We start from the raw sequence: 24,694 nt of genomic DNA, 5'->3' as shown, positions 1-24,694 counted from the left end.
GAAAAGCGCATGGCTGTCGCCGACTATGACCGCTCCCTTGAACTCGAACAATCGGGCGCGCCGGCGCGCGACAGGCTCACGCATATCTGGGAAGGCGAGCCGGGACTGAAAGGTTGGCTCTCGACCGTCGATCACAAGGAATATGGCAAGCGCTACATCGCGACCGCTTTTCTTTTTTTAATGCTCGGCGGCGTCGAGGCGCTCGTCATGCGCCTGCAGCTCGCGGGGCCGAACAAGACCCTGCTGACGCCGGAGCAATATGACCAGCTCTTCTCGATGCACGGCCTCACCATGATCTTCCTCTACGCCCAGCCGGTGCTCTCGGGCTTCAGCGTCTATCTCTTTCCCTTGCTGCTCGGCGCGCGCGACATGGCCTTTCCGAGGCTGAACGCCTTCTCCTACTGGATTTATCTTTTCTCGGGCCTCTTCATCTACGCGGGCTTCGTCATCGGTTATGGCCCGAACGATGGCTGGTTCAATTACGTTCCCTACGCCCTCACGCGCTACAATCCCGGACCGAACATGGATTTCTACGCCATCGGCATGATCCTGTTCGGCGTCTCCTCGACGGCGGGCGCGGCGAATTTCGTCGTCACCTTTCTTCGCGCGCGCGCCCCCGGCATGTCGATCAACCGGGTCCCGATCCTCACATGGGGAACGGTGACGACATCCTTCGGCATTCTCTTCTCCGTCCCGGCGGTCAGCCTCGCCTTTTTCCTCCTGTGGACGGATCGGCAGTTCGGCACGCATTTCTTCGATCCGTCGGGACAGGGCCAGCCGCTTTTATGGCAGCATCTCTTCTGGATATTCGCGCACCCTTGGGTCTATGTCGTCGTTCTTCCGGCGATGGGCATCGTCTCGGATGCGCTGCCGATCTTCTGCCGGCGCCCGCTCGTCGGCTATACGGTCGTCGTCCTCGCGACCGTCGCGACGATGGTGATGGGCTTCGGCGTCTGGCTGCATCACATGTTCGCGACAGGCATTCCCTTCCTCGCCCTTTCCTTCTTCAGCGCCGCCTCGTTCGTCATCACCGTGCCGAGCGCCGTCGGCGTCTTCGCATGGATCGCCACCATCTGGACGGGGCGGCCCGTGCTCTCCACCGCCTTCCTCTTCTTCGCCGGATTCATCGTGATGTTCACGATCGGCGGCGTCTCCGGCGTCATGACCGCGGCCGCGCCGAGCGACCAGCAGCTCACCGACACCTATTTCGTCGTCGCGCATCTCCATTACGTCCTGATCGGCATCAATGTGCTCGCGGTCATGGGCGGGCTCTATGTCTGGTTCCCCAAGATGACCGGGCGCCTCCTCGACGAGCGGCTCGGCCGCTGGAACTTCTGGACCGTCTTCCTGGGGTTCAACATCGCCTTCTTGCCCATGCACTGGACGGGCCTCGCGGGCATGCCGCGGCGCATTTACACTTATCCCGAGGGCCTCGGCTGGACCGCCGTCAATGTCGTGACGACCATCGGCGCCTTCATTCTCGCGGCGGGCGTTCTGCTCCTTCTCGTCAATGTCCTGGTGAGCCGCCGCCATGGCGCGCCGGCGGGGCCGAATCCATGGGGCGGCCCGACGCTTGAATGGGCGACGCCTTCGCCGCCGCCCCCTTATAACTTCGCCGTCATCCCTGCGGTCGCCAGCCGGCATCCGCTCTGGGAAAGGGATCTGCGGGAGAGCGGCGAACATTCCTCGATCCAGCGGGGCATGGCGCTGGACGAAGGCAAGGAAATGCTGTCCACATCCGCCCTCGACGCCGAGCCCGAGCTCATTCAAAAAATGCCGGAGGACACGCTCGCGCCGCTCCTCACGGCGCTCGCCGCGACGGCGCTCGGAGCGGCGGCGCTCGTCCACGCCTGGATCGCCGCCGCGATCCTCGCGCTTTTGCTCCTCGCCGCCGTTCTCGCCTGGCTCTGGCCCCGGCGCGAGATGGGTCAGATTTCGGAGCGGCGCCATGCATGACGCCCCGCTCATGCGCCTTCCCGTCGGCAGCGTCGGCCACAAGACCTTCGGATGGTGGGGCATGACGACCGTCGTGATGACGGAGGGCTCGCTCTTCGCCTATCTCCTCTTCATCTACTATTACTTCGTCGTCCAATACGGCCGCGTCTGGATCCCCGAGACGCCGAGCCTGCGGCTGGCCGCGCCCAACACGGTCATTCTCCTGCTGAGCAGCGTTTTCGTCTGGTGGGGGGAGAACAGCGCCGCGCGGGGGAGAACGCGGCGGCAGTCGCTCGGGCTGGCGATCGGCCTTCTTCTCGGCCTGATTTTTCTTGTCGTTCAGGCCTTCGAGTGGCGCGACAAGCCGTTCACGATGAGCTCGACGTCTTACGGCTCGTCCTATTTCGTCACCACCGGATTCCATATGGCGCATGTCGCCGTCGGGGCGCTCATGCTCGCATGCGTTCTGCTCTGGTCCCTGCTCGGCTATTTCGACCGGGAGAGACACGCGGCGCTCTCGATCGCCGCGCTCTACTGGCACTTCGTCGATCTCGTGTGGCTGACGATCTTCTTCACCTTCTATCTGACGCCTTACATGGGATGAGCCAATGTCCGACGAGATCATGAAAGCCTATGGCGTCGAACATCCGGCGCCGCATCGGACGCGTATCCCGGATGCGGCGCTCTTTTCGGCGCTGCTCGCGCCGCCGCTCGTCTGGTCCGCGCAGCTCCTCTTGAATTATGGGCTCGCGAGCCATGCCTGCTTTCCGAGCTGGAGCCCGAAAGCGTCGCCGATGTGGGGATGGCTCTACGCGAGCCTGCTCGCGATCAATCTCGCGGCGCTCGTGATCGCCATCGCAGCTACGGTCGTCTCTTTTGTCCTGTGGCGGCGCGTGAGCCGGGAAGCGGCCGGAAGCCATGAGGATCTACTCGACGCGGGACAGGGCCGCACGCGCTTCTTCGCCATCTGGGGCGTGTGGTCGGGCGTCTGGTTCATCGTGCAGATTCTCTTCGGAACGATCGCGGCCGTCGGAGTTCCCGGATGCGGAAGCTAACGCCGCTTCTCTGTCTTGCCGCAGCCTCCGCGCCGGGAGAAGCCTTCGCGGATGCGGGCCACATCGCGCAGTGGAGCCCCCATCCCTATGCGCTGCTCATTCTGACGCTTGGAGCCTTGCTCTATGGAAAGGGCGTTCACACAATCATCCTGCGCGGCGCCTTTGGCCGCGTCATCGGGGCGCGGCGCGGCGCCTGTTTCGCGCTCGGGCTCGCTCTTTCCTATGCGGCGACCGCATCGCCGGCGAGCGAATGGAGCGAAAGGCTGTTTTCCACCCATATGGCGCAGCATCTCGTGCTGATGCTGGTCTGCGCGCCCCTCTTCGTTTCCGCAAGAGCGTCGCAGGCCGTCCTTCTCGCCCTTGCGCCGGCGCTCAACGCGCGCGGGCTCTCGGCGCTGCTGAGGCTGTCGCGTTTCGTGGCGGGACCGGTGGCCGTCTGGCTGTGCTTCACCGGCCTCTTCCTGTTGTGGCATATGCCGAGCCTCTATGGCTGGGCGCTGCGCAGCGAGTCCGGCCATGCGCTGGAGCATGGAAGCTTCTTCATCGGCGCCTATGGCTTCTGGTCCCTGGTCCTCGCGCCCGTGCGCGGGCGGGCGCCGGGGCATGGCGCGCGGCTGCTCTTCGTCGGGACGGCGGCGCTCATGAGCGGCCTGCCGGGCGCGCTGATCGCTTTGGCCTCGCGGCCGCTCTATCAGATCGATTCCGCGCAAGCCGCGCGCCTCGGGCTGACGCCGCTCGAAGACCAGGAACTCGCAGGCCTCGTCATGTGGATACCCGGCGGGCTCGCCTATCTCGCCGCTGTTCTAGGGCTCCTCGCCGGCTGGATAGGAGAGGCGGAGAGACGCGCCTTGCGTCGCGCCCCCGGCGCGAAGCTTTCTCTTTTTCTCTGCCTCCTTTTCCCGATGGCGCTCGCGGGCTGCGACGACGTCTTGCCCGAAGGCTCTGGCGCGGAAGCCGCGACGATTTACGATACGGGCGGAAATCCGCAGAGGGGCGCGGAGGCCATCGCCGCAATCGGCTGCGGCGCCTGCCACACCATTCCGGGCGTGAACGGGGCGAACGGGCTCGTGGGCCCGCCGCTCAACCGCATCGGACGGCGGCTCTATATTGCGGGGCTCTTGAGAAACACGCCCGAAAATCTGGAAGCGTGGTTGCAGGACCCGCAGACGATCGTTCCGGGTAACGTCATGCCCAATATGGGCATCTCAAAAGAGCAGAGTCGCGACATCGCCGCCTATCTTTATACTTTGAGGTAATCTCCCGCATGGGCTTCCGGCCTCGCCACGTTAAGTGATCAAGGGCGAGGCTTTTGATTATGACACAGACAATCGAGCGACGTGGATCGGCTGGCGTCGTCGATGCGGCCGCCGCAGCGCGGCCCCGTCGCGCCACATGGCGGCGCCCGCTCACGATCCTTTTGTCTGTGGTGGCGGCGCTGGCGCTCGCGGGCGCGGGCTATCTCTATTGGGACCACGCCTCGCATTTCGAAAGCACGGACGACGCCTTCATCGACGCCCGGCAGTTTCCCATCTCGCCGAAAGTGTCCGGCTATATCACCGCTGTCGCCGTGACGGACAATCAGCATGTCGCCGCCGGCGCGCTCATCGCCAGAATAGACCCGAGAGACTACAGGATCGCGCTCGACCGGGCGCAGGCGCAGCTTTCCGCCGCCGAAGCGAGCGTCCGCAATCTCGACGCGCAGATCGAGGCGCAAAAGGCGCAGATCGCCGCTTCGCAGGCCAATGTGCAGCAATCTTCCGCGGCTCTGCGTTTTGCGCAGCAGGAAGCCCAGCGTTCAAGAACGCTGGTGCAGCGCGGAACCGGCACGGTGCAGCGCCAGCAACAGGCGTCGTCGACGCTCGCACAGGAAGAGGCGCGTCGCAGAAGCGCGACCGAGGGAGTCGAGTCGGCGCGCGCGAAAGTGCAGTCGCTCGAGGCGCAGCGCGGCAGCGCCGAGGCCAATGTGGCTCAGGCGCGCGCCGAACGGGACAAGGCGCAACTCGATTTGTCCTACACGACGGTCACGGCCGCCGAAGCGGGCCGCGTCGTGCGCCTCACGGCCGCCGTCGGACAGCTCGCGCAGGCGGGGACCAGTCTCGCCATGTTCGTCCCCGACCGGCTTTGGGTGACGGCCAATTTCAAGGAGACCCAGCTCGATCGCATGCGGCCGGGACAACCCGCCGACATTCGCATCGACGCCTATCCGGAGCATAGCGTCAAAGGAAGCGTCGTCTCCATTCAGCCGGGCTCGGGGACCGCCTTTTCGCTGCTGCCCGCGGAGAACGCCACCGGCAATTATGTGAAGATCGTCCAGCGCGTTCCGGTGAAGATCGCCATGAAAGAGACGCCCCCCGGCGCGACGCTCGGTCCCGGCATGTCTGTCGTTCCGACAGTGCGCGTGGAGGCTGCGCCGTCGCTCTACGAGCGTTTGAAGGACACCCTGTGACGGCGGCCGGCGGGCGGGGCGAGCGCAATCCCTGGCTCATCGCCATCGTGGTCTCCGTCGCGACCTTCATGGAAGTTCTCGACACGACGATCGCCAATGTCGCCTTGCCCTATATCGCCGGCGGCATGGCGGTCTCGGCGGATGAAGCGACCTGGGTCGTCACGACCTATCTCGTCTCCAATGCGGTGGCGCTGACGGCGAGCAGCCATCTCGCCAAGGCGCTTGGCCGCAAGCGGTTCTTTCTCATCTGCCTTGCGCTTTTCACCGGGAGTTCGATCCTCTGCGGCCTCGCATGGGACATTCGCTCCCTGCTCTTCTTTCGCATCCTCCAGGGGCTCGGCGGGGGCGGCATGGTGCCCGTGTCGCAGTCGATCCTCGCGGACGCTTTTCCGCCCCATAAGCGTGGTCAGGGCTTCGCGCTCTTTGGCGTCGCGGTCGTCGTCGCGCCCGTCGTCGGGCCGACGCTGGGCGGATGGCTTTCGGACAATTTTTCCTGGCATTGGTGCTTTCTCATCAACGGGCCCATCGGGCTGCTTTCCGCGGCGCTCGTCTCCATCGTCGTCGAGGAGACGCCCGCGCTCGACGGCGCCATGCGCTTCGACATCGTCGGATTCGTGCTGGTCTCGACCTTTCTCGGTTCGCTCGAAGTTGTGCTCGATCGCGGCGAGATCGAAGACTGGTTTTCCTCCTCCTTCATCCTCGCGTTCGCGGCCGTCGGCGCCCTTGCATTCGCCCTGATGATCCCCTGGGAAGCCCGGCATGAGAGCCCCGTCGTGGACATCAGGATGATCGCGACCCGGCAGTTCGGCTCCTGCTTCTTCGTGATGATGGCGATCGGCGCGATCCTGATTTCGACCACGCAAATGTTGCCGCAACTGCTGCAGCTGAATTTCGGCTATACGGCGATGCTCGCCGGCCTCGTCCTCTCTCCCGGCGGGCTCGTGACAATGGGCATGATGTTCGTCGTCGGGCGGCTCAGCGGACGCGTGCAGCCCAAATATCTCATCATGATCGGCGCCGGCGTCGTCGCGCTGTCGATGTATAATCTCACTTCGCTCTATGGCGATCTCGACTTCTGGTTCTTTGCGCGCTCGCGCATCTATATCGGCATGGGCCTGCCGCTGATCTTCATTCCGATCACCGCCGCCTCCTATAATGGAATCCCGCCGCATAAAACCGACCAGGCCTCGGCGCTCATCAATGTGGCGCGAAACATCGGGGGCTCCATCGGCGTTTCGCTTGCTCAGAACGTGCTGGCGCATCGCCAGCAGTTTCACATGAGCCGCCTCGCCGAAGCGACCATCCCCTCCAATATCGCCTATCAGGACGCCTTGCGGCGCCTCACCGACTATTTCGTCTCGCTCGGAAGCTCGGCCTCGGTCGCGCGGCGGCAGGCGACGCAATGGATCGGACGGCAGATCGAGACGCAATCGGCCATGCTCGCCTATATCGACGTGTTTTATACGCTGATGCTGCTCGCGGCGCTGGTGATTCCGCTTGCGATGATCCTGCGGCGCATTCCGCTCGGCGCGCCCGCGCCCGCCGCGCATTGAGCGTTCAGGCTTTGCGAGAGGCCCGCGGCTTGTCGTTCATCAGCGGGGGGGCAAAGCCGCCGAATGCGCGTTCGAGAAGCGCCGCGAAGGCGATGGTCGAGCGGTCCTCGAGAGAGGGGCCGATGATCTGCACGCCGATCGGCAGGCCCGAGCCGTCGCGGCCGATCGGCGCGACGGTCGCCGGGAGGCCCGCGACGGTCGCCGGCGCCGCCCAGATCGTATGAGCGTCGAGATAGGAATAGAGCCTGCCGTCGACGCGGAGGCGCCGGGCCTCCATGGGCTCCGAATGATCGTGCGGGAAGGCCGTCGTCGGCGCCGCCGGACACAGCACCACGTCGATCTCACGAAATAGCGCGCGCCATTTCTGCTGGATCGCCGCGCGTTCGGCCTCGGCGCCGCGCCATTCGCGAAAGCTCGAGACCGCGCCGCGCGCACGCTCGGCCGCGAGGCTGCGATCTTGCGAAGAAAAGGCGTCGGCGTCGCGGAAAAGTCTTTCATAGGCGCCGAAGGGAAGCCCCGCGCCCCAATAGGCGGAGAGAAGCCGCGCATGAAGCCGCGTCGCCTGCGCGAGGTCCGGAGCCAGATCCGATGCGAGGCCCCGCTTCTCGGAAACGCGCGCGCCGGCCCGGGCGAGATGTTCGGCCAATGTCGCGAGCGCTGCGCGGATGGAGCCCGCCGTCGGCCCCAGCGGATGCCTGTCGATCACAAGGACGCGAAAGTCGCTCAGCTTCTCGTGGCGCGGGGGCGGCAAAGCGAGCCGGTAGCCGAGGCCCGCGTCGATCTCGTCCGGCCCGGCCATCACGTCGAGCGCCAGCGCGAGATCGGCCGCGCTGCGCGCCATCGGACCGACGACGGCGAGCGCGTGCTCATTGGCCAGGGGCGCGTTTCCCGGCGGCGCATGGCCCCGGCGAGGGATCAATCCCAGCGTCGGCTTGTGGGCGTAGACCCCGCAATGATGCGCGGGCTGGCGCAAGGACCCGCCCATGTCGGAGCAAGCCGACAGCGCGCCAAAACCCGCCGCCAGCGCCGCCGCCGACCCGCCCGACGATCCGCCCGGCGTGCGGCGGAGATCGAACGGATTATTGGTCGTTCCGTAAACGGCGTTGTAGCTCTGCCAGTCGCTCAGCCATTGCGGCGCATTGGTCTTGCCGAGAATGACGGCGCCGGCCTTCTTCAGCCGCGAGACCGCGACCGCGTCGTCTTCGGGCATGAACTGCGCAAAGCGCGGGACGCCCCAGCATGTCGGCAGGCCGGCCACATTGAACGATTCCTTCACGGTGACGGGAACGCCGAGCAGCGCGCCGGTTTCTCCCTTCGCCCGCGCCTCATCGGCGGCGCGGGCTGCGGCGCGGGCGCGCTCGAAGTCTCGCACCGGCACGGCGTTGATGGCCTTGTCCAGCGCCTCGATGCGCGCAATCGCGAGATCGACGAGCTCCATGGCCGAGACGCGGCGGGCTTGCAGCGCGGCCAGGAGGTCGCCGGCCGAGGAATATTCCAGATCCGGCGCGGCCTGCGCCGCCATGATCGAGCCGCCGCAGGCCAGAGACGCGGCGCCGACGCCGGCCTCGATGAGAAAAGCGCGCCGCGTCGGGCAAGCGGCGGCCGGACGCCTGTCTTTGATCATCCCTCGTGATCGCGAGAATCCGCGGCGGCGCGGCCGATCGCCATCTGGCCGACGGCGCCTTCGACATGGAAAGGCAGGCCGGTCATGCGGGCGAAGAGGTCGATGTCGCCGGCGCCGATGGCGCAGGCGCCGAGCTCCATGTCCGTCGCCATCAGATAGAGGGTCTGCATGACGACGCCGACATGCTTGAGGACGAGCGAATAGGCGAAGCCGCTGTATTTCCAGGAGACGCGCCCAAAGCGCGCCGCCAGCGTGATCATGATTTGCGGCGGCCTCGGCGCGCCCATGGCGAATTGCCCGTCGTCGATCATCGCCCCGACCTGACGCTCGGTCGCGCCAATCGCCACGAGCGCGTGGCGGTCGGCGTCATAGTGATAGAAACCGCGCGGCAGCCCGTCGCATCTGTCGACGGCGAGATAAAATTCGAGCTCATAGCTCGCCCCGCCGGAGGGGTAAGGCCGCGCCGCGATCTCCGTCTCCCCTCCATGGTCGTCGCGAAACGTCCGCCGCGCGCAGATGCGCGCGGCGCCGTCCAGAAACCGCGCGACCTCGGCGAGCGTAATGGGATGCGCATCGTCGAAGACGCGATCGGAATGGCGCCGGCGCAGCAGCGCCGCCACATCGGAGTCGGCCGTAGCGGCGAATCTGTCGAGGTCGATCGCGGGGCCGGGCCAGGCGGGCCGCACGGCCGGCGGCTGCGGCGCGAGATGCGCCTGGGCGTACAATCCGCCGGTCGGATTGGCGTGCCGGCCGTTGGTGCTGCGCACATGGAAAAGGAGATCGTGAACTTCCCACAGCGCGAGCGCCTCGTCGCCCTCGCTGGCGCGCAGGCCTTTACCGGGGTCGGGCGTGAAGGCCATCTTGCAATCGACGAGCAGCCCGAGAAACGCCTCTCCGGGAAAGCCCGAGTCCGCGCTCAGTTCGGCAAGCGACGTCGGCTTCGAGAGGCGCGCTACGGCCCCGATGGCGCCGCCGTCGCCGAGGCGGATGGCGGCTCCGGAGAGAGGCGACTCGAGCACCATATCTTCTCCGCGCCGCCGCAGCGTGGCGAAGCGCGAGAGGATATATCGCCGCATCTCGTGGAGTTTCTCGATGTTGGGGCGGTAATCCCGCATCTGCGGCTCGATCGTCACGAGATCGGGGCCGTCCGGCGCGCGGGCGAGGCGATATTCGACGAGGCCGTGCAGGGCGAGGCGCTCGACGAGGGCGCGCAGCTCCTTTTCCTCGGGCGCTTCGCCCTCGCGGGCGCTGGACAGCGGCAGGCCCGTCGCGAGCGCATCGGCGCCGCGCAGCGCCGTGGCGCTGAACCGGCCGAGGAGTAGCGTTTGGCCGTCGAAGAGCGCCGACAATACGCCGCCTGCTCCTTCCTTCAGAGAGACGCCGGGGTTCAATCTGGCGAACAACCTTGCGGGCGCGGCGCGGGAGTTTTCGCTCACTGTCACGTCCGGGGGAAAAGAGGATTGAGGTCCCGCTCCCGCGTCGGCCGCTGCCGCCAGCCGAGCGCGACGGGGACGTCATAGAGCCGGCCCGGCCCGAACCGCCGGTAGAAATGGCGCAGGCCGGGCGCGATCACCCGCACGACCGGCGCCTCGATATCGGGCCGTGTCTGGTCGAGAACCAGGAAATCGAATCCCTTCCTCGCCATATGCGTCACGCAGGCGCGCACCTGTTCGCGCCGGTCGCGCATGGCGAACTCACCGAACGGCGACGGGCCGAAGACGGCGGCGCCCTCGGGACGCAGCCAGGCGTGCTTGCTCAGCGGCAGCGGATCGCTTCCGTAATCGTCGGCCCCGCTTCCTTCCGGCCGGCCCCTCAGCCGCTCGATGGCCAGGAACTGGTTGAGCTCGGTCATGGCGCGCAGCGTCGCGATGCGCGGATCGAAATGCGCGCCCGCCGCGACCTCGATGAACTCGCGCCCCTCTTCCTTCCAATGCGCCACGGCGATCACGACGGGAATGCCGATATCGTTGGTGACGTCGAGCGCCCACACGTCGCGGCCCATGGCGGCGAAGGCGGCGCGCAGGTCGCAGACATAGCTGTCGCCGAGCGCATCGAGGTCGATCCCCGGACGGCGCACCCTGTTGTACCACCAGATGGCGTAGGCGTCGCGCTCCACGAGTTCGAGAAAGCCCTGGAGAATGGCCTCCTCGATCGTATTGCCGGCGGCGCAGCCATTGGAGTCGGCGCTCAGCCGGTTTTCCGATTCCGACTCGTGGAAGAAATAGAGAAGGCCGGTCGGCGCATATTTGAAGCGGTCATCGCGCAGCGACCAGACCGGCGACCATTCGGTCTCGGCGGAAGGATCGAAGCGGCGCGGCGCGCCATCGCCCGAGCAGCAGCCCTTCGCGCTCTCCGCATATTGCGCGTCGCTGTAGTGGAGGATCTCTTCGGGATGGATCGCCTCGCCGGCCGGAAAATCCACGAAGCGGCGGGTCGTCCTGATCTCGTCGCCCTGGAAGATGCCGCTGTAGCGTTCGATCGCCTCCATCAGCGCGCTGGCTTCGCCCTGCTCCGCCGTACTGCCCTTGCCATAGCTGTCCCCGCTCAGGCCAGCCTGAAGCGCCTCGACGGTCTCCGGCGAAGGCGAGAAATTGTGACGCGCCACGAAGCTGGCGTCGAGCGGCTGATCGCTGCTGATTCTCTCGAGATGCGAAACGACGCCGGTCAGCGGACTCACATGCTTGCGATGGCGAGCGACCGTCTCCGCCGGCGTCATGGAGCGGTAGCCGCCGCTCGTCACGACGATCCGTCCTCCGGCGCGCAGCCTTATGGGAACGGGCGTGCGTTGCGGATCGCGCATCGTCGCGTCGCCGCAGACCGGGCATTGCGGGCGCGCCGGCACATAATGGCGCGCGACCTCCGAGCCCAGCATGTCGAGGCTCACGATGTGCTGCCCGAGATCGCTGCGGAAGCCGCTGGCGATGGCCTTGCCGATCTCCGCCGCCGCCAGCGAGACGCCGGCGCTCCCGAGAATCTCTGCGCCGAGCGGCGACGCCGAGACGCAGCGCGCTTCCTTGCGGTCGAGAAAGGCCCTGATCTGGCGGTTCCATTTCATCCGGTCGGAAAGGCATCTCCAGCAGGCGCCCCTGCCGGGGCTGAAGATGGGGCCGACGAGCGGAAAAAGCCCCGTGGCCTGAACGGGCAGCCAGTCCTGCTTGTCCTCGAGGCGCCGCTCGTTGAAGGCGGCGAGCCCCTCGTCGAGATAATCGCCCACGAGCGCGATCGTGAGATCGCTCGCGTCGTCCGAGACTCTGACCCCGAAGCCGCGCAGCGCGGCCGTGAGCCCCTCCCGCCCGCCGGCGCCGAGCGACTCGACACGAACGCCCACCTTTTGCAAATTCTCAGCCGCAGCGACCGGATTCAAACCGAGGCTCGCCCAATAGGCCGCCGTTGCGTCCTGAGCGACGGTGGAGGCGACGATGAAGCGGCGATCGAGCAACCGCTGGAACGCCTCCTCGATCTTTGACGCCGGAAACTGAACCGAAAGAGCGTGAACGATCGACGCCCGGTCTTCGCCAGACCCGATCCGCTCGGCGAGCGCGCAATACAGCGCGCCGCGCAGAAAGAACTTGCGGCTTTCGGAGTAGAGACAGACGACGTCGGGAGGCAGAAGATAAACGGAATAGTTCGGGGCGAACCGAAGGGTGTCCCCGATGCGTCCCTCTGATCGCCGCGCGGGCGCTTCCATCGTCATCTGTCGGCCGCCAGCTCAAAGCCCGTCGCGTCGAGGCGGATAGGCGCGCAGGCCGAACGACATGCCTTGCGCGACGAGAGGCGCATGCCGTCGGACAAGGGCGCATGACGCCGCCCGGGGGCTATGCCCGCGCGGCGCAGTCGACTCCAATGAGCTGCAATCTTGCGGAGTTTAGCCGCCGCAGCCGCGACAGCCCCTGCAGCCGCCGCAACCTCTACACCCGCCACAGCCGCGGCAGCCGCCGCAACCACGACAGCCGCGACAGCCCCATCCCCACCAGGCGACGGTTTCGGGCTTCGCGTCCTTGACGTCTTCACGGTCGAACAGGCGGAAGGAACTCAGGCCGACGTCGAAAACCTCCTGCTCCTGGAGATCGTCGATCATGCGGACATTGCCGCTCGCCGGCTGGGTCGCCGCTTCGGCGGGGCCGCTCTGGTTGCAGGCGACGCCTGCGATCAGGGATACGCCGAGGACGCCGAGCGCCTTTTTGCCTCGATGGGGGCCATTAGAGTGGTCCGATGATCGCGCCATTTGCCCTACCTCCGCAAAAAGATAAAAACCCACTACCCCAACAGCGGCAATTTAGCACCCGACCCGGCGCCGTCAATGCCCCCCGCAGGGCGGCTGAGCTTCTCACGGCTGCAATTCAGCCTGTTTGCTCATCGCCTCCGCGTGTCGATTCCTATCCGCGCCTCAGTTCTCCGCCGTCAGGCAAATGTCGCCGATGAACAGGGCGTCGAGCCCCGCGCCGCGAAATGTGGCGATGGCGTGGGACGGCGTGCAGACGATGGGCTCACTGTCGTTGAAAGATGTGTTCAGCACGAGCGGCACGCCCGTTCGCTCGAAAAAGCGGGAGATCAGCTCGTGGTATCGCGGATTGGCCGCTTGCCGGACGATCTGGACGCGGGCGGTGCCGTCCTCATGGATGACAGCTGGAATGCGCGCCGCGCGCCCGGGCTTGGTCGGGCAAGCGAAAAGCATGAATTCGTGACTGGGCGACAGCGGGCCGAGATCGAACCAGTCATCCGCCTGTTCGGCGAGGACGCTCGGCGCGAAGGGACGAAAATCCTCCCGATGCTTCACGCGGCGATTGAGGATGGCGCGCGTGTCCGGGCGGCGCGGATCGGCGAGAAGGGAACGGTTGCCCAGCGCGCGCGGCCCGAACTCCATCCGCCCCTGGAACCAGCCGACAATGTTGCCGTCCGCGATCATCTCGGCGGCCTCGAGCGCTGCATTGCTGCATTTTCGGGGTTTGAGGCCGGCGGCGCGGATGGCCGCCAGCGCCTCCCGCTCGCTGTAGTGCGGACCAAGATAAGGCGTCGCGCCGCCGGACGGGCGGCTCGCGCCGCGTTCCGCGCAATGGGCGACGAGCGCCGCCCCTATCGCCGTTCCGGCGTCATGCGGCGCCGATGGGATGAAGATGTCGCTGAAGCCGCCCCCACGAGCGAGCCGCGAATTCGTCACGCAATTGAGCGCCACGCCGCCGGCGAGGCAGAGAGCGCCGCCGCCCGTCTCTCTTTCCAGACGGCGCGCAAGGGACAGGACCGCGAGGTCGGTCGCATCCTGAAGCGCCGCCGCGACATGCATATGATGCGGCAGAAAGGCCCCGTCGGGCGCCCGCCTCGGCCCGAAGAGCGCGTCGAGGCCGCGCGGTTCGAGGGCGTCAAAACCGATGGCCTGCGGGTCCACCGCATAGCTTTCGTCGGCGACCCGGATGATCGAGGAGAATTCCCGACGGAAAACCTCGGGGTCGCCATAGGCCGCAAGACCCATGACCTTTGCGGCGTCATAGGCTGAAAAACCCAGATAAACGCTCGTATGCTCCCACACGAAGCCGAGAGAATGCGGGTAGGCGAGGCTTTCGATCACGCTGATACGGGCGCCTTCGCCGCGCGCCAGCATCGAGCAGTCGGCTTCGCCGATCCCGTCGATGACCAGAATGGCCGCTTTGTCGAAGCCCGAAGGATAATAGGCCGAGGCGGCGTGCGCGAGGTGATGGGGGATGTATTTGAGCGCGCGGCCAAAGCGCCGGCCCATCAATCTGGCCACAGCCTCGTCGATCTCGTCCAACCGCTCCAGGAAGATGTCTTCGAGGCTGCTGTCCGGCCACCATTCGGGCCGGAACTTCGTCCGCCTCAGCCGCGGCTCGAAGGAATAGGCGACCATGTCGACGTCGTGGGGCCGCAGCCCCGCATGATCGAGACAAAAGCGCACCGCCTGCTCCGGCAGTTCATGCGGATTGTCGACCCGCGCCTCCTTTGCGTGTTTGACCCGCGAGAACCTCTCTTCCTCACAGGCCGCCACAACTTTCCCACCGACCACGAGCGCCGCCGCGGATTCATGAAAGACGGAATTAATGCCGAGAATATTCATTGGCGGCAGGCTCGCTCTCGCCCGCGCCTCGCAATTTCGGGGAAGGCGCGGAGTTTTTCGTCTCGCGAGCCTGGGAGACAGACCCGCGCCCCGGACGGGCATCATGCCAAAAATGGATTGGGAAAGAAAAGGCGGCGCCCCGCCGCAGGGGCTACAGCGTCGCGGCTCAGGCTCCGCCGCAGATATGTTGCGCGTCGGGAAGAGACCACTTTTCGTGTGTCCTAAGGTTCACGGCGAGATAGGTTTTTCCGCGTTCGTCCCCTTTCGGGCATCCGACGTAACGCGAGACGAGACACAGTCGAACCCTGTCGCCCACCCTCGACCTTTCTGAAATGGCGGGGACATAATCATAAGAAACCCCGCCGACGCCGTTTGCGTAGCGGATCGCCGTCCCCACATCCTTCGGATCGCCGGGCACGAATTTCCCATTGATCTCCTCGCCGATCCGCGCGGATATCTCCGCGATCGTCGTTACCGAGCAGACCGGCGGCCTTACTTTCGTCTCGCGAGGTCCAGCGTTTGCCTGCATTGCCGCGCAGGAGGCCAACGCCAGGAGAATCAGACGCAGTGATCTCATTTCTCGCCTCCGGGCAATTTGTCGAACGCTTCTGCGCGCGGCGGCTGTGCGCCCGCTTTCGGAACCCGGCCGCCGATTGGGCGGTCGGGTCTCTGTGTTACTTCCCGATTGCGACCTTCTCGATCGCATGGGCGAGAGCCTCCGGAAGTCTCGCGATACGACGAAGCGCATCTGCTGTGGCCGGGATTATAAAGGCTCTAACCGACTCCGCGCTCTTGGCGACAAATTGGGTCATACTCGTCTGGCTCCCTATTAGCAGCCTGTTGTCCGCGCACGACTTTGCCTACGATCTTATGATGCCACACTTTCTGATCGGGAGACCGGATACGAGGATTTACCCTTAAGAAATACCTAAAATCCCTGCTGCCTGCTCGAAGAAGACCGATAACCGAGCCATTGCCCTTGTCTTTCGAGTACGTAACGATACCTATTATCAATGCGCCGCCGTCGCTCCTATGATCCGCAACGGGATTTCATTTACGTCAGTTTCTTTTGCAGAAGCATAGGAAATCGGAATGCAGGCAATTGATTTCGAGTGCGGAACGATCGCCACGCGCGATGACGTCAGGCTGCATTATATCGAGGCGGGCTCGGGAACGCCGCTGGTTTTCATCCCCGGGTGGTCCCAGACGGCTGCAATGTTCCGCTTCCAGCTGGAAGGTTTGCGGGAGCGCTTCCACGTCATCGCGATCGACATGCGCGGCCATGGCAAATCGGACAAGCCGGCCCATGGCTATCGAATTGCGCGGCTCGCGGCGGATCTGCACGACGCCCTCGACGCCCTCGAACTGTCAGGGGTCATCCTGGCCGGGCATTCGATGGGATGCTCCGTCATCTGGAGTTACCTCGAACAATTCGGTGAAAGCCGCATTTCCAAGCTTATTTTAATTGATCAGGCCCCAGTCATCACAGCCCGGCGAGCCTGGACCGAGCAGGAAAAGGCCGACTACGGCTCCATCTTCACGGCGCAGGACCTCTTCGACGCAGTGGAAAAATTCGAGGGACCGGGCGCGCTGCTGGAGACCCGGAAATTCATCGAAAAACGTTTCTTCACGCCAGCTTTTCCGCAGCAAATGATCGACTGGGTGACAGCGGAAAATCTCCAGATGCCCAGACCTCTTGCCGCCCGCCTGCTCCTGGATCACGGCGCTCAGGATTGGCGGGACGCCATCACCCGCATCCGGCTCCCTTCGCTCGTGGTCGGCGCCGAGAAAAGCCTGTTCACCGTTGCGTCCCAGAAATGGATCGCCGCCAGCATCCGCGGCGCGGAGTTGCAGATATTCAACGAGAGTGAGGGCGGGAGCCATTTCATGTGGCTGGAGAACCCGTCGAGGTTCAACGAGCTCGCCCAGGCATTCGCCTGCCGGCCGCCGCCATGAAGAGCGCCGGAGCCTACCGGCCCTGGCGGCGCCCTGAACGAAAACACGCCGCTGATGGATACGGCCATCAGCGGCGTGTTTTTCTTCAGCCAAGACGCACGAAGGGTCTCCCCTTCGACGTCTCACGTCACCTGGAAATCGCCGGCGGAGAGCGTGCCCACCATGCCCGACGGCGTCAATGTGGCGAACTGAATGGGCGCCGCGCCATTCTGTGAACCGTCGGCGTCGTACAGCAGCGCGCCGGTGGTCTGATTGAAAATAATATGTTGGCTCGCCGTCTGGGCGCTCGTCGCGTCGGGCGCGCTGTAGAAGGCGTCGGCGGAGAGGTTCCCGAGATCCAGCGCGGCGAAGGCGGATTGCGAGAGTTCGATGTAGTCTTCCTGAACTACAAAATCACGCACTACGTCGATCTGACCACTGACAGGCGTCGTGTCGAAAACGAAGGCGTCCTGCCCCGCGCCGCCGCGCAGGACATCCGAGCCCAGCCCACCCGACAGCCAGTCGTCGCCGACGCCGCCGGAGAGAAAATCATTTCCCAGGAGACCGGAGAGCGAGTCGGCGCCGGCGCCTCCACGCATGAAGTCGTTCCCCGCCGTTCCGGTCAGCGTATCGTCGCCCGGCGTGCTGCTTCCAAAGGAGTTATAATGCCGCCCAGACTCAGAAAGGAATGCATCGCGGTACTCCTGAAACAGGTCACGCGAATCATTCATGAGATTGGTGAAGAAGCTCGAAACGCGCGCCGCCAGAGAGCTCGGCTCCAGCGAATAGAGTTCGACGGCAGCCTTTGGCCCGGTCCCGTCCATGTCGACCGAAAGCGACCTTTTGGCGGGATCGAAGATAAGCTGCGGCCCTGCGGCTGTTGCACGGTCGCCGAAGACGAGATGATCGAGGCCCAGGCCGGAGCCGATTGCTTCCGCTGCGTTCGGACCCGTGCCGTCGCTGTCGAAAGACAGGGTGTTTGTCGTGAAGTCGTAGAGGAGCTGCGCTCTCGCCGCCGTCGGCTCGGCGCCGAAGACAAGCGCGTTGTCCGTCATGGCGGCCATGAAATTCGGATACACAGTCCCTGAGCCATTGCTCGCAGGCGCGGGATTTTGCGCGGCCAGCGGATTGAGGACGAGACTCTGGACCGGGCTCACATTGCCTGCCGGGTCCGTCTGAGTGGCGGAAACGCTGATCGACTGGGTCCCGGTGAAGGCGCCGGGCTTGGCGACGTAGAAGTCGAGACCATTCACGGTCGTCTTGACGAAATCCGCGGCGACCTGCTCGGCCGTGAGCTTCTGGCTCGCGACGAGGATCTCGACAGCCGCGCCCGCGGTGACGCTGAAGCCGCTGTCGATGTTGGCGGCCGAGCCGGCGATGTGGCTCAGAGCGGGCGCCGCCGGCGGCGCCGTGTCGACGACAAAGACGAGCGGCTGACTGAGCTGGCTCGTTTCACCCGCGAGGATCGCCGCGGCCGTGTAGCTGTAAGTCCCATCGGACAGCGCGCCGATCGTCTTGCTCCAGCTCCCGTCGGCGCCGGCGGTCACCCGATAGGCTTCGGAGCCGTTGCGATAGATCACCACCTCCGCGCCGGCCGCCGCTTTTCCCGAAAGCGTCTGGTCCACCGTATTGTGCGCGGCGTTGACAAAGCCATTCACGACGGCGATGTCCGAAATCGTCGGGGCGGTCCCCGGCGCGGGGACATTGTTGAGGAGCATCGTCTGAGCCGAACTGCGGTTCCCCGCATCGTCGGACTGCGTGGCGAGCACGGAAATGACTTCGTAACCCGTGAAGACCCCGGGATTTGCGAGATAGGTGTCGAAACCGTCCGCTGTCGTCCTGGTGAAGTCAGCCGCCAATTGCTGATCCGTGAGCGGCACGCCGCCGACAGACACGATGACCGCCGCGCCAGCCGTCACGCTGAACCCATTGTCGCGCGCCGGGTTGGAGGCGTCCGCGACATGCTTGAGCACGGGCGCCGCCGGCGGTTGCGTGTCGACGATGAAATCGAGCTGCGCGCTGGGGTCGCTGGAGACGCCGTTTACAGTAGCGACGGCGATATAGCTGTAACTGCCGTCCGGCAGGGTGCCGATGACCTTGGTCCACCGCCCGTTCTGACCGGCCGTGACCGTAAAGGCGGGAGACGTGCCGCCATTGAAGAAGATATGAATCGTGGCGCCGGGGTCCGCGGTCCCCGAGAGCATCTGGAAAGGCGCGTTATTATCTTTGTTGACGTAGCCGTTCGTCGCCCATGCGTCGGTAATGGTTGGCGTCTTCACCATCTCGAAATGCCCGCTGTTCCTGGTCAAACACAGACGCAACGCAACTCGTAAGGAGCCATCGCGCGGAACGGCGAGGGCTCCCGAAAAACCGGCAAGGCCTGGCGACTGACGCCGAGGACCGAGAGAGCGGGCGCCGACAAACCGGCGCCCGCATTGTTCTTAGAGACGAACGTTGGCCCCCGGGAGAGCGGTGACGCCGGTGAGGTTGATCGCAAAATCAGCCCCGGTCGCCCCGGTCGTATTCAGCTCCAGCGTGCTGTTGGCGCCATTGACGACGAGACGCGCCTGACCCGCGGCCGTAAACTGCTGGCCAGCCCCGAGCAGGGTGAACGCCTGATCTCCGGCAACCGCGCTGTTGGCGTCGATTCCACGCAGATCGATGATATCGCCCTGCGCGGCGGAGAAGTCGGTGATCGTGTCCGTGTAGAGCGACGTCGCGGCCGAGCTGTTGGCGTTGTTCGTCACGTCCAGGTTGCTGAACACGAAGGTGTCTCTCCCGGCGCCGCCCGTCATCACGTCATTGCCAGCGCGGCTGGTGATCGTGTTGGCGCGCAGATTGCCGTTCATCGTATCATTGCCAGCCGTGCCGGTGATGTTCGGCCGCGCCAGAGTCGACGTGAACGTCTGGCCCGGCGTCCCCGGATTCGCAGGCAGCGCGCCGCCGCCGCCACCCCCGCCCGTGGCGAAGATGAAGTCGGCATTGGTCAGCGACGTGACGCCGTCCATCTGGATCTGGAAATCCGAGACGCCGTCGCCGTTCGTGTCGCCAAACAGGACGCCTTGATCGAGACGCAGCTGGCCTGCGACGTTCGAGAAGGCGCTGGCCCCGATGTAGGTGAAGCCCTGCACGCCGGCCTGGTTCCTGTTGCCGTCGACGGCGGAGAGATCGAGCTTATCGGTCCCCGACGTGAAGTCGCGGATGATGTCCCGCGCGTTGACGGCGTTGCCGATGTCGGCCGCGGAGCTGAACACGAAGCGGTCGGCGCCAGCGGCGCCCGTCATCGTGTCGGCGCCCGCGCCGCCATTGATCGCGTCGACGCCGGCATGGCCGGTGATCACGTTCGCGGCGGCGTTGCCGGTGAGGGCCGCGGTGAGGCCCGCTCCGATCAGCGACGCATCGAGGTTCTCCACGTTGTTCTGCAGCGTGTAGGTCGTATTGACCGTGCTGCGGAGCCGGATGGTGTCGACGCCGCCCGTCGCCGCGGTGAAGCCCGCAGCCAGCGGGATCGCCGAAGACGGCGCATCGGTCCCCGTGACCGGAGCGCCAAAGACCGCGTCGGCGTTGGCGCCTTCGACGATCGTATCCTGGAGGCCGTTGCCGGCCCCATTCACGTCGACGAGGTAGACGTCGTCGCCAGCGCCGCCAACCAGCGTATCCGCGCCCGCGCCGCCATCCAGGATGTCGCCGGCGTCGCCGCCGGTGATGCTGTTGGCGAGCGCATTGCCCGTGCCGGTGAAGCCAGCGAGGCCCGTGAAGACGAGATTCTCCATGTTGGCGCCGAGAGCATAGCTCACGAGCGAGGTGCGGACCGTGTCGACGCCGCCGGTGTCGGTCACCACGTCGCCGATATTGTCGACGACGTAGATGTCGTTTCCGGCGCCACCCTGCATGTTGTCCGCGCCGAGGCCGCCGTCGAGCGTGTCGTTGCCGGTCCCGCCGACGAGCGAGTCAGCCCCATCCATGCCCCAAAGGACGCTGCCGGCGTTCGACGCCGTGAGCGTATCGGCGAAGGCCGATCCTCTCGCGTTCTCGATGCTCGTGAGGACGTCATTGTCGCTGTTCGCGCCGGTCCGGAGATTGACCGACACGCCCGTGGCCCGGTGCTCGTAGGAGACCGTGTCCGCGCCAGCGCCGCCGTTGATGCGGTCGGCGCCCGCGCCGCCCTCGATCTCATTCGCGCCACCGTCGCCCGTCAGCGTATCCGCAAAGGCGCCGCCGCGAATGTTCTCGATGCTCGACAGCGTGTCGTTGCCGTCCGCGCCGGTGGAAACGCCGCTATTGGGCGTTCCCGCGGGCGAACCCGCGGCCGGCGATGTCAGCGTGACAGTGACCGCCCCGGCCGCATGTTCATAGGAGACCGTGTCGAGGCCGTTGCTGCCGGTGATGGAGTCGTTGCCGAGGCCACCCTCGAAGGTGAACTTTACGAAGACATTCTGACCGTTCGTACCCGCGGCGTTCGGCACCACCTCCACGCCATACTGATTGACGAGCACCGGATTGCCCAGCGCGTCGTTCTGGTAGATCGGGTTCGGATTGGCGGCGTTGCCGCCCTGGCTCGCCAGCATCGTGTCGGCGAAGCGCGTGCCGCGAGCGCCCTCCACATTCAGATAGGAGTCGGGCGGGGTCTGCGTCGGCGGAACGATCGCCGCGCCGACGACGCCGAGGTCGATGGTCAGACCCGTGTTCGGGGTCGGGCCAACCGCGAGCGAATAGTCGACAACGTCGAAGCCGGTGCCGCCATCGACCGTGTTGCCACGGCCGAATTCGGCGGCGTCCATGACGAAGACGTCATTGCCTTCGCCGCCGGCCAGGACGTCGAGGCCCGTGCCGCCGATGATGGTGTCATTGCCGTCGCCGCCGTCGATCGTGTCGGCGCCGCCGCCGCCATAGATCGTGTCGTCGCCATTGCCGCCCTTCAGGAAGTCGTTGCCGAGGCCGCCTTCGATGAAGTCATTGCCGCCGTCGCCATAGACGGTGTCGTTGCCATCCAGCGCATTGATGCGGTCGGCGTTCGCCGTGCCGATGATGGTCTCGCTGGCGACGCCGGCGCCGTTCGGGCTGAGCACGCCGCGGGCGTCGAGATAGTCGCCCGCATTGCCGTAGAACGTATTGCCGACAAAGCCCGCCGTGCCGACCGTGACCGGATTGCCCAGCGCGTCGGTGGTGGCGATCTTCACGGCCTTCAGCGCCGCCAGCGTGCCGTAATCCTTGCTCTGGTCGGCCGACAGCTTGTTCATGTCGACCGTGTCGTCCGCCGCCGAGAAGATATCGGCGTAGAGATGCTGCGCATTGGTGTTGCGCATCACCAGATCGGAGAACAGCTGGCTGTCGATCGTCGTCAGCATGTCTGTCCCGGCGAGGCGGTTCAGATAATACAGGCGATCGGCGTTTTGCAGCTTGATGAGCTGGTTGGCGAAGACGAAGTCGAAGGTCGACCCGAGCATGCCGCCCGACACCTTCTGCTCGGCGAGGCCGCCGATCCACAGATCGATGCTGTTCATGGCGTCATAGGCGGCCGAGCCGGCCCCCGCCGTCATGAAGGCGGTGTCCTGGCTGGCGGCGATGGCCTTGGCGCGCAGATCGAGCGCGTTGAGCGCGAAGGTCTTCTGCTCGGGCGTCAGCGTCGCGTCGTTGTTGACGGCGTCGATTTCCGCCTGGGTCGCATGCACATTGGCGAAGTCCGTCTTGAGGACCGTCTCCGCATAGGCCGCGATGAAGTTCACGATCGATTCGGGATGCACGAGATTCGCGCCGAATTCATCCCAATTCGCATAGGGCTTCAGCGAGGTCAGGCCCGTCTGCGCGAAGAGGTCCGCGCGGACCACGTTCAGGGCGGCGGTTCCCGTGTCCCGGCCGCGCACCAGATTGAGCGTCGCGAGATCGAGCGGCAGGCCCACGAGGTTGTCGCGCAGAACCGGCGTAACCCACTCGTCGATCATGTTGCCGACGGCGTTGGTCGTGCCGCGCATGATGTTGCTTGCCGTATCCGCATTGTAGTTCAGCGGATCGAGGAAGCCCTGCAGCAGCGGAATGGAGACGTCCGTCCCGTCAGCAAGAGTTTCCTCGATGTTGTTCGTCATCATCGAGTGGCCGAAACGATAGACGGCGTTCGCGAACTCCGACGTCACGGCCGGATCGATCGTAATGTCGTAACCGGCGAAGGCGTTGATGTTCGGGCTGAGCTTGCGCGCGAATTCGGCGAAGACGAGATGCTGATACTCCATCTCGGTCGCGCCCTTGGCGGCCTGGAAGATATCCTCGCCCGTCCAGGCGCGGCCTTGCGTATCGACGTAATTGCCGTTCGCGTCCTTGAGGTAAACCGCGCCAGCCTCCCCAGCGACGCCGCTCGTCACCTGGAAGTGCGACAACACCTGCTGCACATTGTTGGCGTGCTCGCTGTGGAAGATGTCGTGGATCGTGGTGAGGCCCTGGTTTTCGTTGGCGCGACCATCGCCGGCGATGACATGGGCGTTGAGCAGCGCCGCATTCGTGGCGTCGATGATGTCGCCCGCAGCGTTCAGATTATTGCCGAGCGCGGCGTTCGCCGCGTGCGCAATATCGTCGAGGAACGCCTGCGGATTGGTCAGAAGCTCGAGATTCGCAGCGGCGAGCTTGTCCTTGGCCGTGTCCTGGACATAAACGACCGCGCCGGTCGTCTTGTCGGTCGCGACGAGCCAGGCCTTGCCATTGGCGTCGAAATAGGTGCTGCCGTCCGCATTGTGACGGAAAACCGGCACGCCATTCACATTGTAGTCGTGCAGGGTGATGCCGATGCGAAGCGCATTCGTCTTGATGTCCGACCAGCGCGACACGCCGGTGCTCGTCCCGCCATTGAGAACGGAGCCGCCCGCCGTATTGCCGCTGACGAGCTCGCCGGTCGCCTTGCCGTTCGCATCATATTCGCGAAGGAAGACAGTGTGATCGCCGATCGAGCCGTAAGACTGGCTGAGATCGATGAAGGGCGAAATCGTGTTGAAGCTGTCGCCCGCCGCGGGCGTCAGAGTAAGCCGACCTGCGCCGTCGAGCGACGCCGTGACCCCGGTCTCTCCCGTGACGGCGTTGATCGCCGACAGGATCGCCTGATCGCCGGCGGCGCCGCCGTTGCTGGCCGGAATGGCGATCAGCCGGCCGTTGAGAATGATATTGCCCCCGGCGGTCGCGCCGAGCGCGCCGGCGCCCGTCACCGCAGTGAAGGAACGGCCTCCCTCGACGCCATTCGCGCCGAGCAGATCCTGCAACACCTGGTCGGATCCGCCGGCGCCGAAAGCGACGGCCGCCGTATTCGTGCGCGACGCGAGGAAGCCCGGCGGGACATTGGCCTGAGTGGCCTGCGCATAGAGCGGATCGCCCGCGTCGAGCGGCACATAAACCACGCCGTCGGCGCCCTTCTTCACGAAGTCGAGACCGTGATCGAAGAACTGGCCAAAAAAGCCCATGAAGGAGCTGGCGGCCAGCGGATTATCCGCGCCAGTCAGCGGCGACACGCGACCATTCGGCGTCTTGGAAGGGTCGTCCTGCACAGCGAGCTTCTGCTCGCCCGGCGTGGTGTAACCCAGCGCCGCCAGCGCTCCGGGATTGGAATTCGCGACCCAATTGCTGATGTTGCGAGGCTGCCCGTCGATGAGGTTGACGCCGCGCGTCGCATAGCTCGTCGGCGTTAGGACCGGCTGGAACGTCGCGTCCAGCGTTCCCTGGGCGTTGCGCCACTGCGCCGCGGTGAGACGCGGGAAGAGCTGATTCGTGTTGCCCCAGCTCGGATTGAAAACATTGTTGCCGGCGCCGGAGACGTCGCGCAAACCGGTCGGATCGGTGGGGAACGCAGGGGTATTGTTCGGCAGATTGATCTGGTTCCACCAGAAGTTCAAATCGGTCAGCGTCAGTTTCATCCTACGTTCCTCGGCAGCGTGCAGCAGTAACGACTCTGGTTACATCGAGTTTCATTCGGCAACAAGATAAATTGGGGCCAAGATAGAAAAAAAGTTTGGCGCCAGAGACTGTTAACGATTTTTTAATAATTGAGCTTGCAGGCCGTACGCTCGCGCGTCGCCCGCGTTCCCCACGACAGGGCGCCGACGC

At 65.3% G+C, this 24,694-nt stretch carries 15 protein-coding genes; 7 read left to right on the top strand and 8 right to left on the bottom strand.

The window, feature by feature from the left end:
• Window positions 1–9 precede the first annotated feature (9 nt).
• The 6 genes from ctaD to WOC76_RS04570 are packed head-to-tail and all read left to right on the top strand — an operon-like array spanning window position 10 to window position 6,989.
• Window positions 10–1,956, top strand: coding sequence for a cytochrome c oxidase subunit I (ctaD, locus tag WOC76_RS04595; protein ID WP_341431295.1), 1,947 nt, complete (start codon window positions 10–12; stop codon window positions 1,954–1,956).
• Entirely contained in the window at window positions 1,949–2,539 is a 591-nt protein-coding gene (locus tag WOC76_RS04590) for a cytochrome c oxidase subunit 3 (RefSeq protein ID WP_341108634.1), read from the top strand. Before ctaD ends, WOC76_RS04590 begins: the two co-directional genes overlap by 8 nt.
• A 4-nt stretch (window positions 2,540–2,543) precedes the next feature.
• Window positions 2,544–2,990 (top strand): hypothetical protein, encoded by a 447-nt coding sequence (locus WOC76_RS04585; protein ID WP_341108635.1) that lies wholly within the window; start codon window positions 2,544–2,546, stop codon window positions 2,988–2,990.
• Complete coding sequence (locus WOC76_RS04580; protein ID WP_341431294.1) at window positions 2,978–4,246, top strand: cytochrome c oxidase assembly protein; 1,269 nt, start codon at window positions 2,978–2,980, stop codon at window positions 4,244–4,246. The genes WOC76_RS04585 and WOC76_RS04580 overlap by 13 nt, the downstream gene beginning before the upstream one ends.
• Window positions 4,247–4,305: 59 nt before the next feature.
• On the top strand, window positions 4,306–5,436 hold the full coding sequence (locus WOC76_RS04575; RefSeq protein ID WP_341108638.1) for an HlyD family secretion protein: 1,131 nt from the start codon (window positions 4,306–4,308) through the stop codon (window positions 5,434–5,436).
• Window positions 5,433–6,989: a DHA2 family efflux MFS transporter permease subunit gene (locus tag WOC76_RS04570; RefSeq protein WP_341108639.1), complete on the top strand. Its 1,557-nt coding sequence runs from the start codon at window positions 5,433–5,435 to the stop codon at window positions 6,987–6,989. Before WOC76_RS04575 ends, WOC76_RS04570 begins: the two co-directional genes overlap by 4 nt.
• 4 nt (window positions 6,990–6,993) lie before the next feature.
• Here the strand turns inward: WOC76_RS04570 and WOC76_RS04565 are convergent, their stop codons facing one another.
• The 6 genes from WOC76_RS04565 to WOC76_RS04540 all read right to left on the bottom strand — a co-directional run bounded on the left by WOC76_RS04565 (window position 6,994) and on the right by WOC76_RS04540 (window position 15,257).
• Window positions 6,994–8,613 (bottom strand): amidase, encoded by a 1,620-nt coding sequence (locus tag WOC76_RS04565; protein WP_445928455.1) that lies wholly within the window; start codon window positions 8,611–8,613, stop codon window positions 6,994–6,996.
• The gene (locus WOC76_RS04560; RefSeq protein ID WP_341108640.1) at window positions 8,610–10,049 is read right to left on the bottom strand and encodes a SagB/ThcOx family dehydrogenase; all 1,440 of its coding nucleotides are present in this window, start codon (window positions 10,047–10,049) and stop codon (window positions 8,610–8,612) included. The genes WOC76_RS04565 and WOC76_RS04560 overlap by 4 nt, the downstream gene beginning before the upstream one ends.
• A gap of 2 nt (window positions 10,050–10,051) precedes the next feature.
• A complete protein-coding gene (locus tag WOC76_RS04555; protein WP_341431293.1) occupies window positions 10,052–12,307 on the bottom strand; it encodes a TOMM precursor leader peptide-binding protein in 2,256 nt (751 codons plus the stop codon).
• 171 nt (window positions 12,308–12,478) lie between these two features.
• Window positions 12,479–12,838, bottom strand: coding sequence for a hypothetical protein (locus WOC76_RS04550; RefSeq protein WP_341108642.1), 360 nt, complete (start codon window positions 12,836–12,838; stop codon window positions 12,479–12,481).
• A 162-nt stretch (window positions 12,839–13,000) separates the two neighbouring features.
• Window positions 13,001–14,680 carry a carbamoyltransferase family protein gene (locus WOC76_RS04545; protein ID WP_341108643.1) on the bottom strand — a complete coding sequence of 560 codons (1,680 nt, stop codon included), beginning with the start codon at window positions 14,678–14,680 and terminating at the stop codon, window positions 13,001–13,003.
• Between the two features lie 166 nt (window positions 14,681–14,846).
• A complete protein-coding gene (locus WOC76_RS04540) occupies window positions 14,847–15,257 on the bottom strand; it encodes a hypothetical protein (RefSeq protein ID WP_341108644.1) in 411 nt (136 codons plus the stop codon).
• A gap of 515 nt (window positions 15,258–15,772) precedes the next feature.
• Here WOC76_RS04540 and WOC76_RS04535 point away from each other — a divergent pair.
• Complete coding sequence (locus WOC76_RS04535; protein ID WP_341108645.1) at window positions 15,773–16,636, top strand: alpha/beta fold hydrolase; 864 nt, start codon at window positions 15,773–15,775, stop codon at window positions 16,634–16,636.
• Between the two features lie 122 nt (window positions 16,637–16,758).
• Here the strand turns inward: WOC76_RS04535 and WOC76_RS04530 are convergent, their stop codons facing one another.
• Both WOC76_RS04530 and WOC76_RS04525 read right to left on the bottom strand, forming a co-directional pair.
• Window positions 16,759–18,897: an Ig-like domain-containing protein gene (locus WOC76_RS04530; protein ID WP_341431292.1), complete on the bottom strand. Its 2,139-nt coding sequence runs from the start codon at window positions 18,895–18,897 to the stop codon at window positions 16,759–16,761.
• 159 nt (window positions 18,898–19,056) lie between these two features.
• A complete protein-coding gene (locus WOC76_RS04525; RefSeq protein WP_341108648.1) occupies window positions 19,057–24,504 on the bottom strand; it encodes a peroxidase family protein in 5,448 nt (1,815 codons plus the stop codon).
• Window positions 24,505–24,694 lie beyond the last annotated feature (190 nt).

This window comes from Methylocystis sp. IM3 (assembly GCF_038070105.1).
Lineage (GTDB): Bacteria > Pseudomonadota > Alphaproteobacteria > Rhizobiales > Beijerinckiaceae > Methylocystis.
Note: the sequence above shows the minus strand (reverse complement) of the source record. Positions and strands in the feature narration are given on the sequence as shown.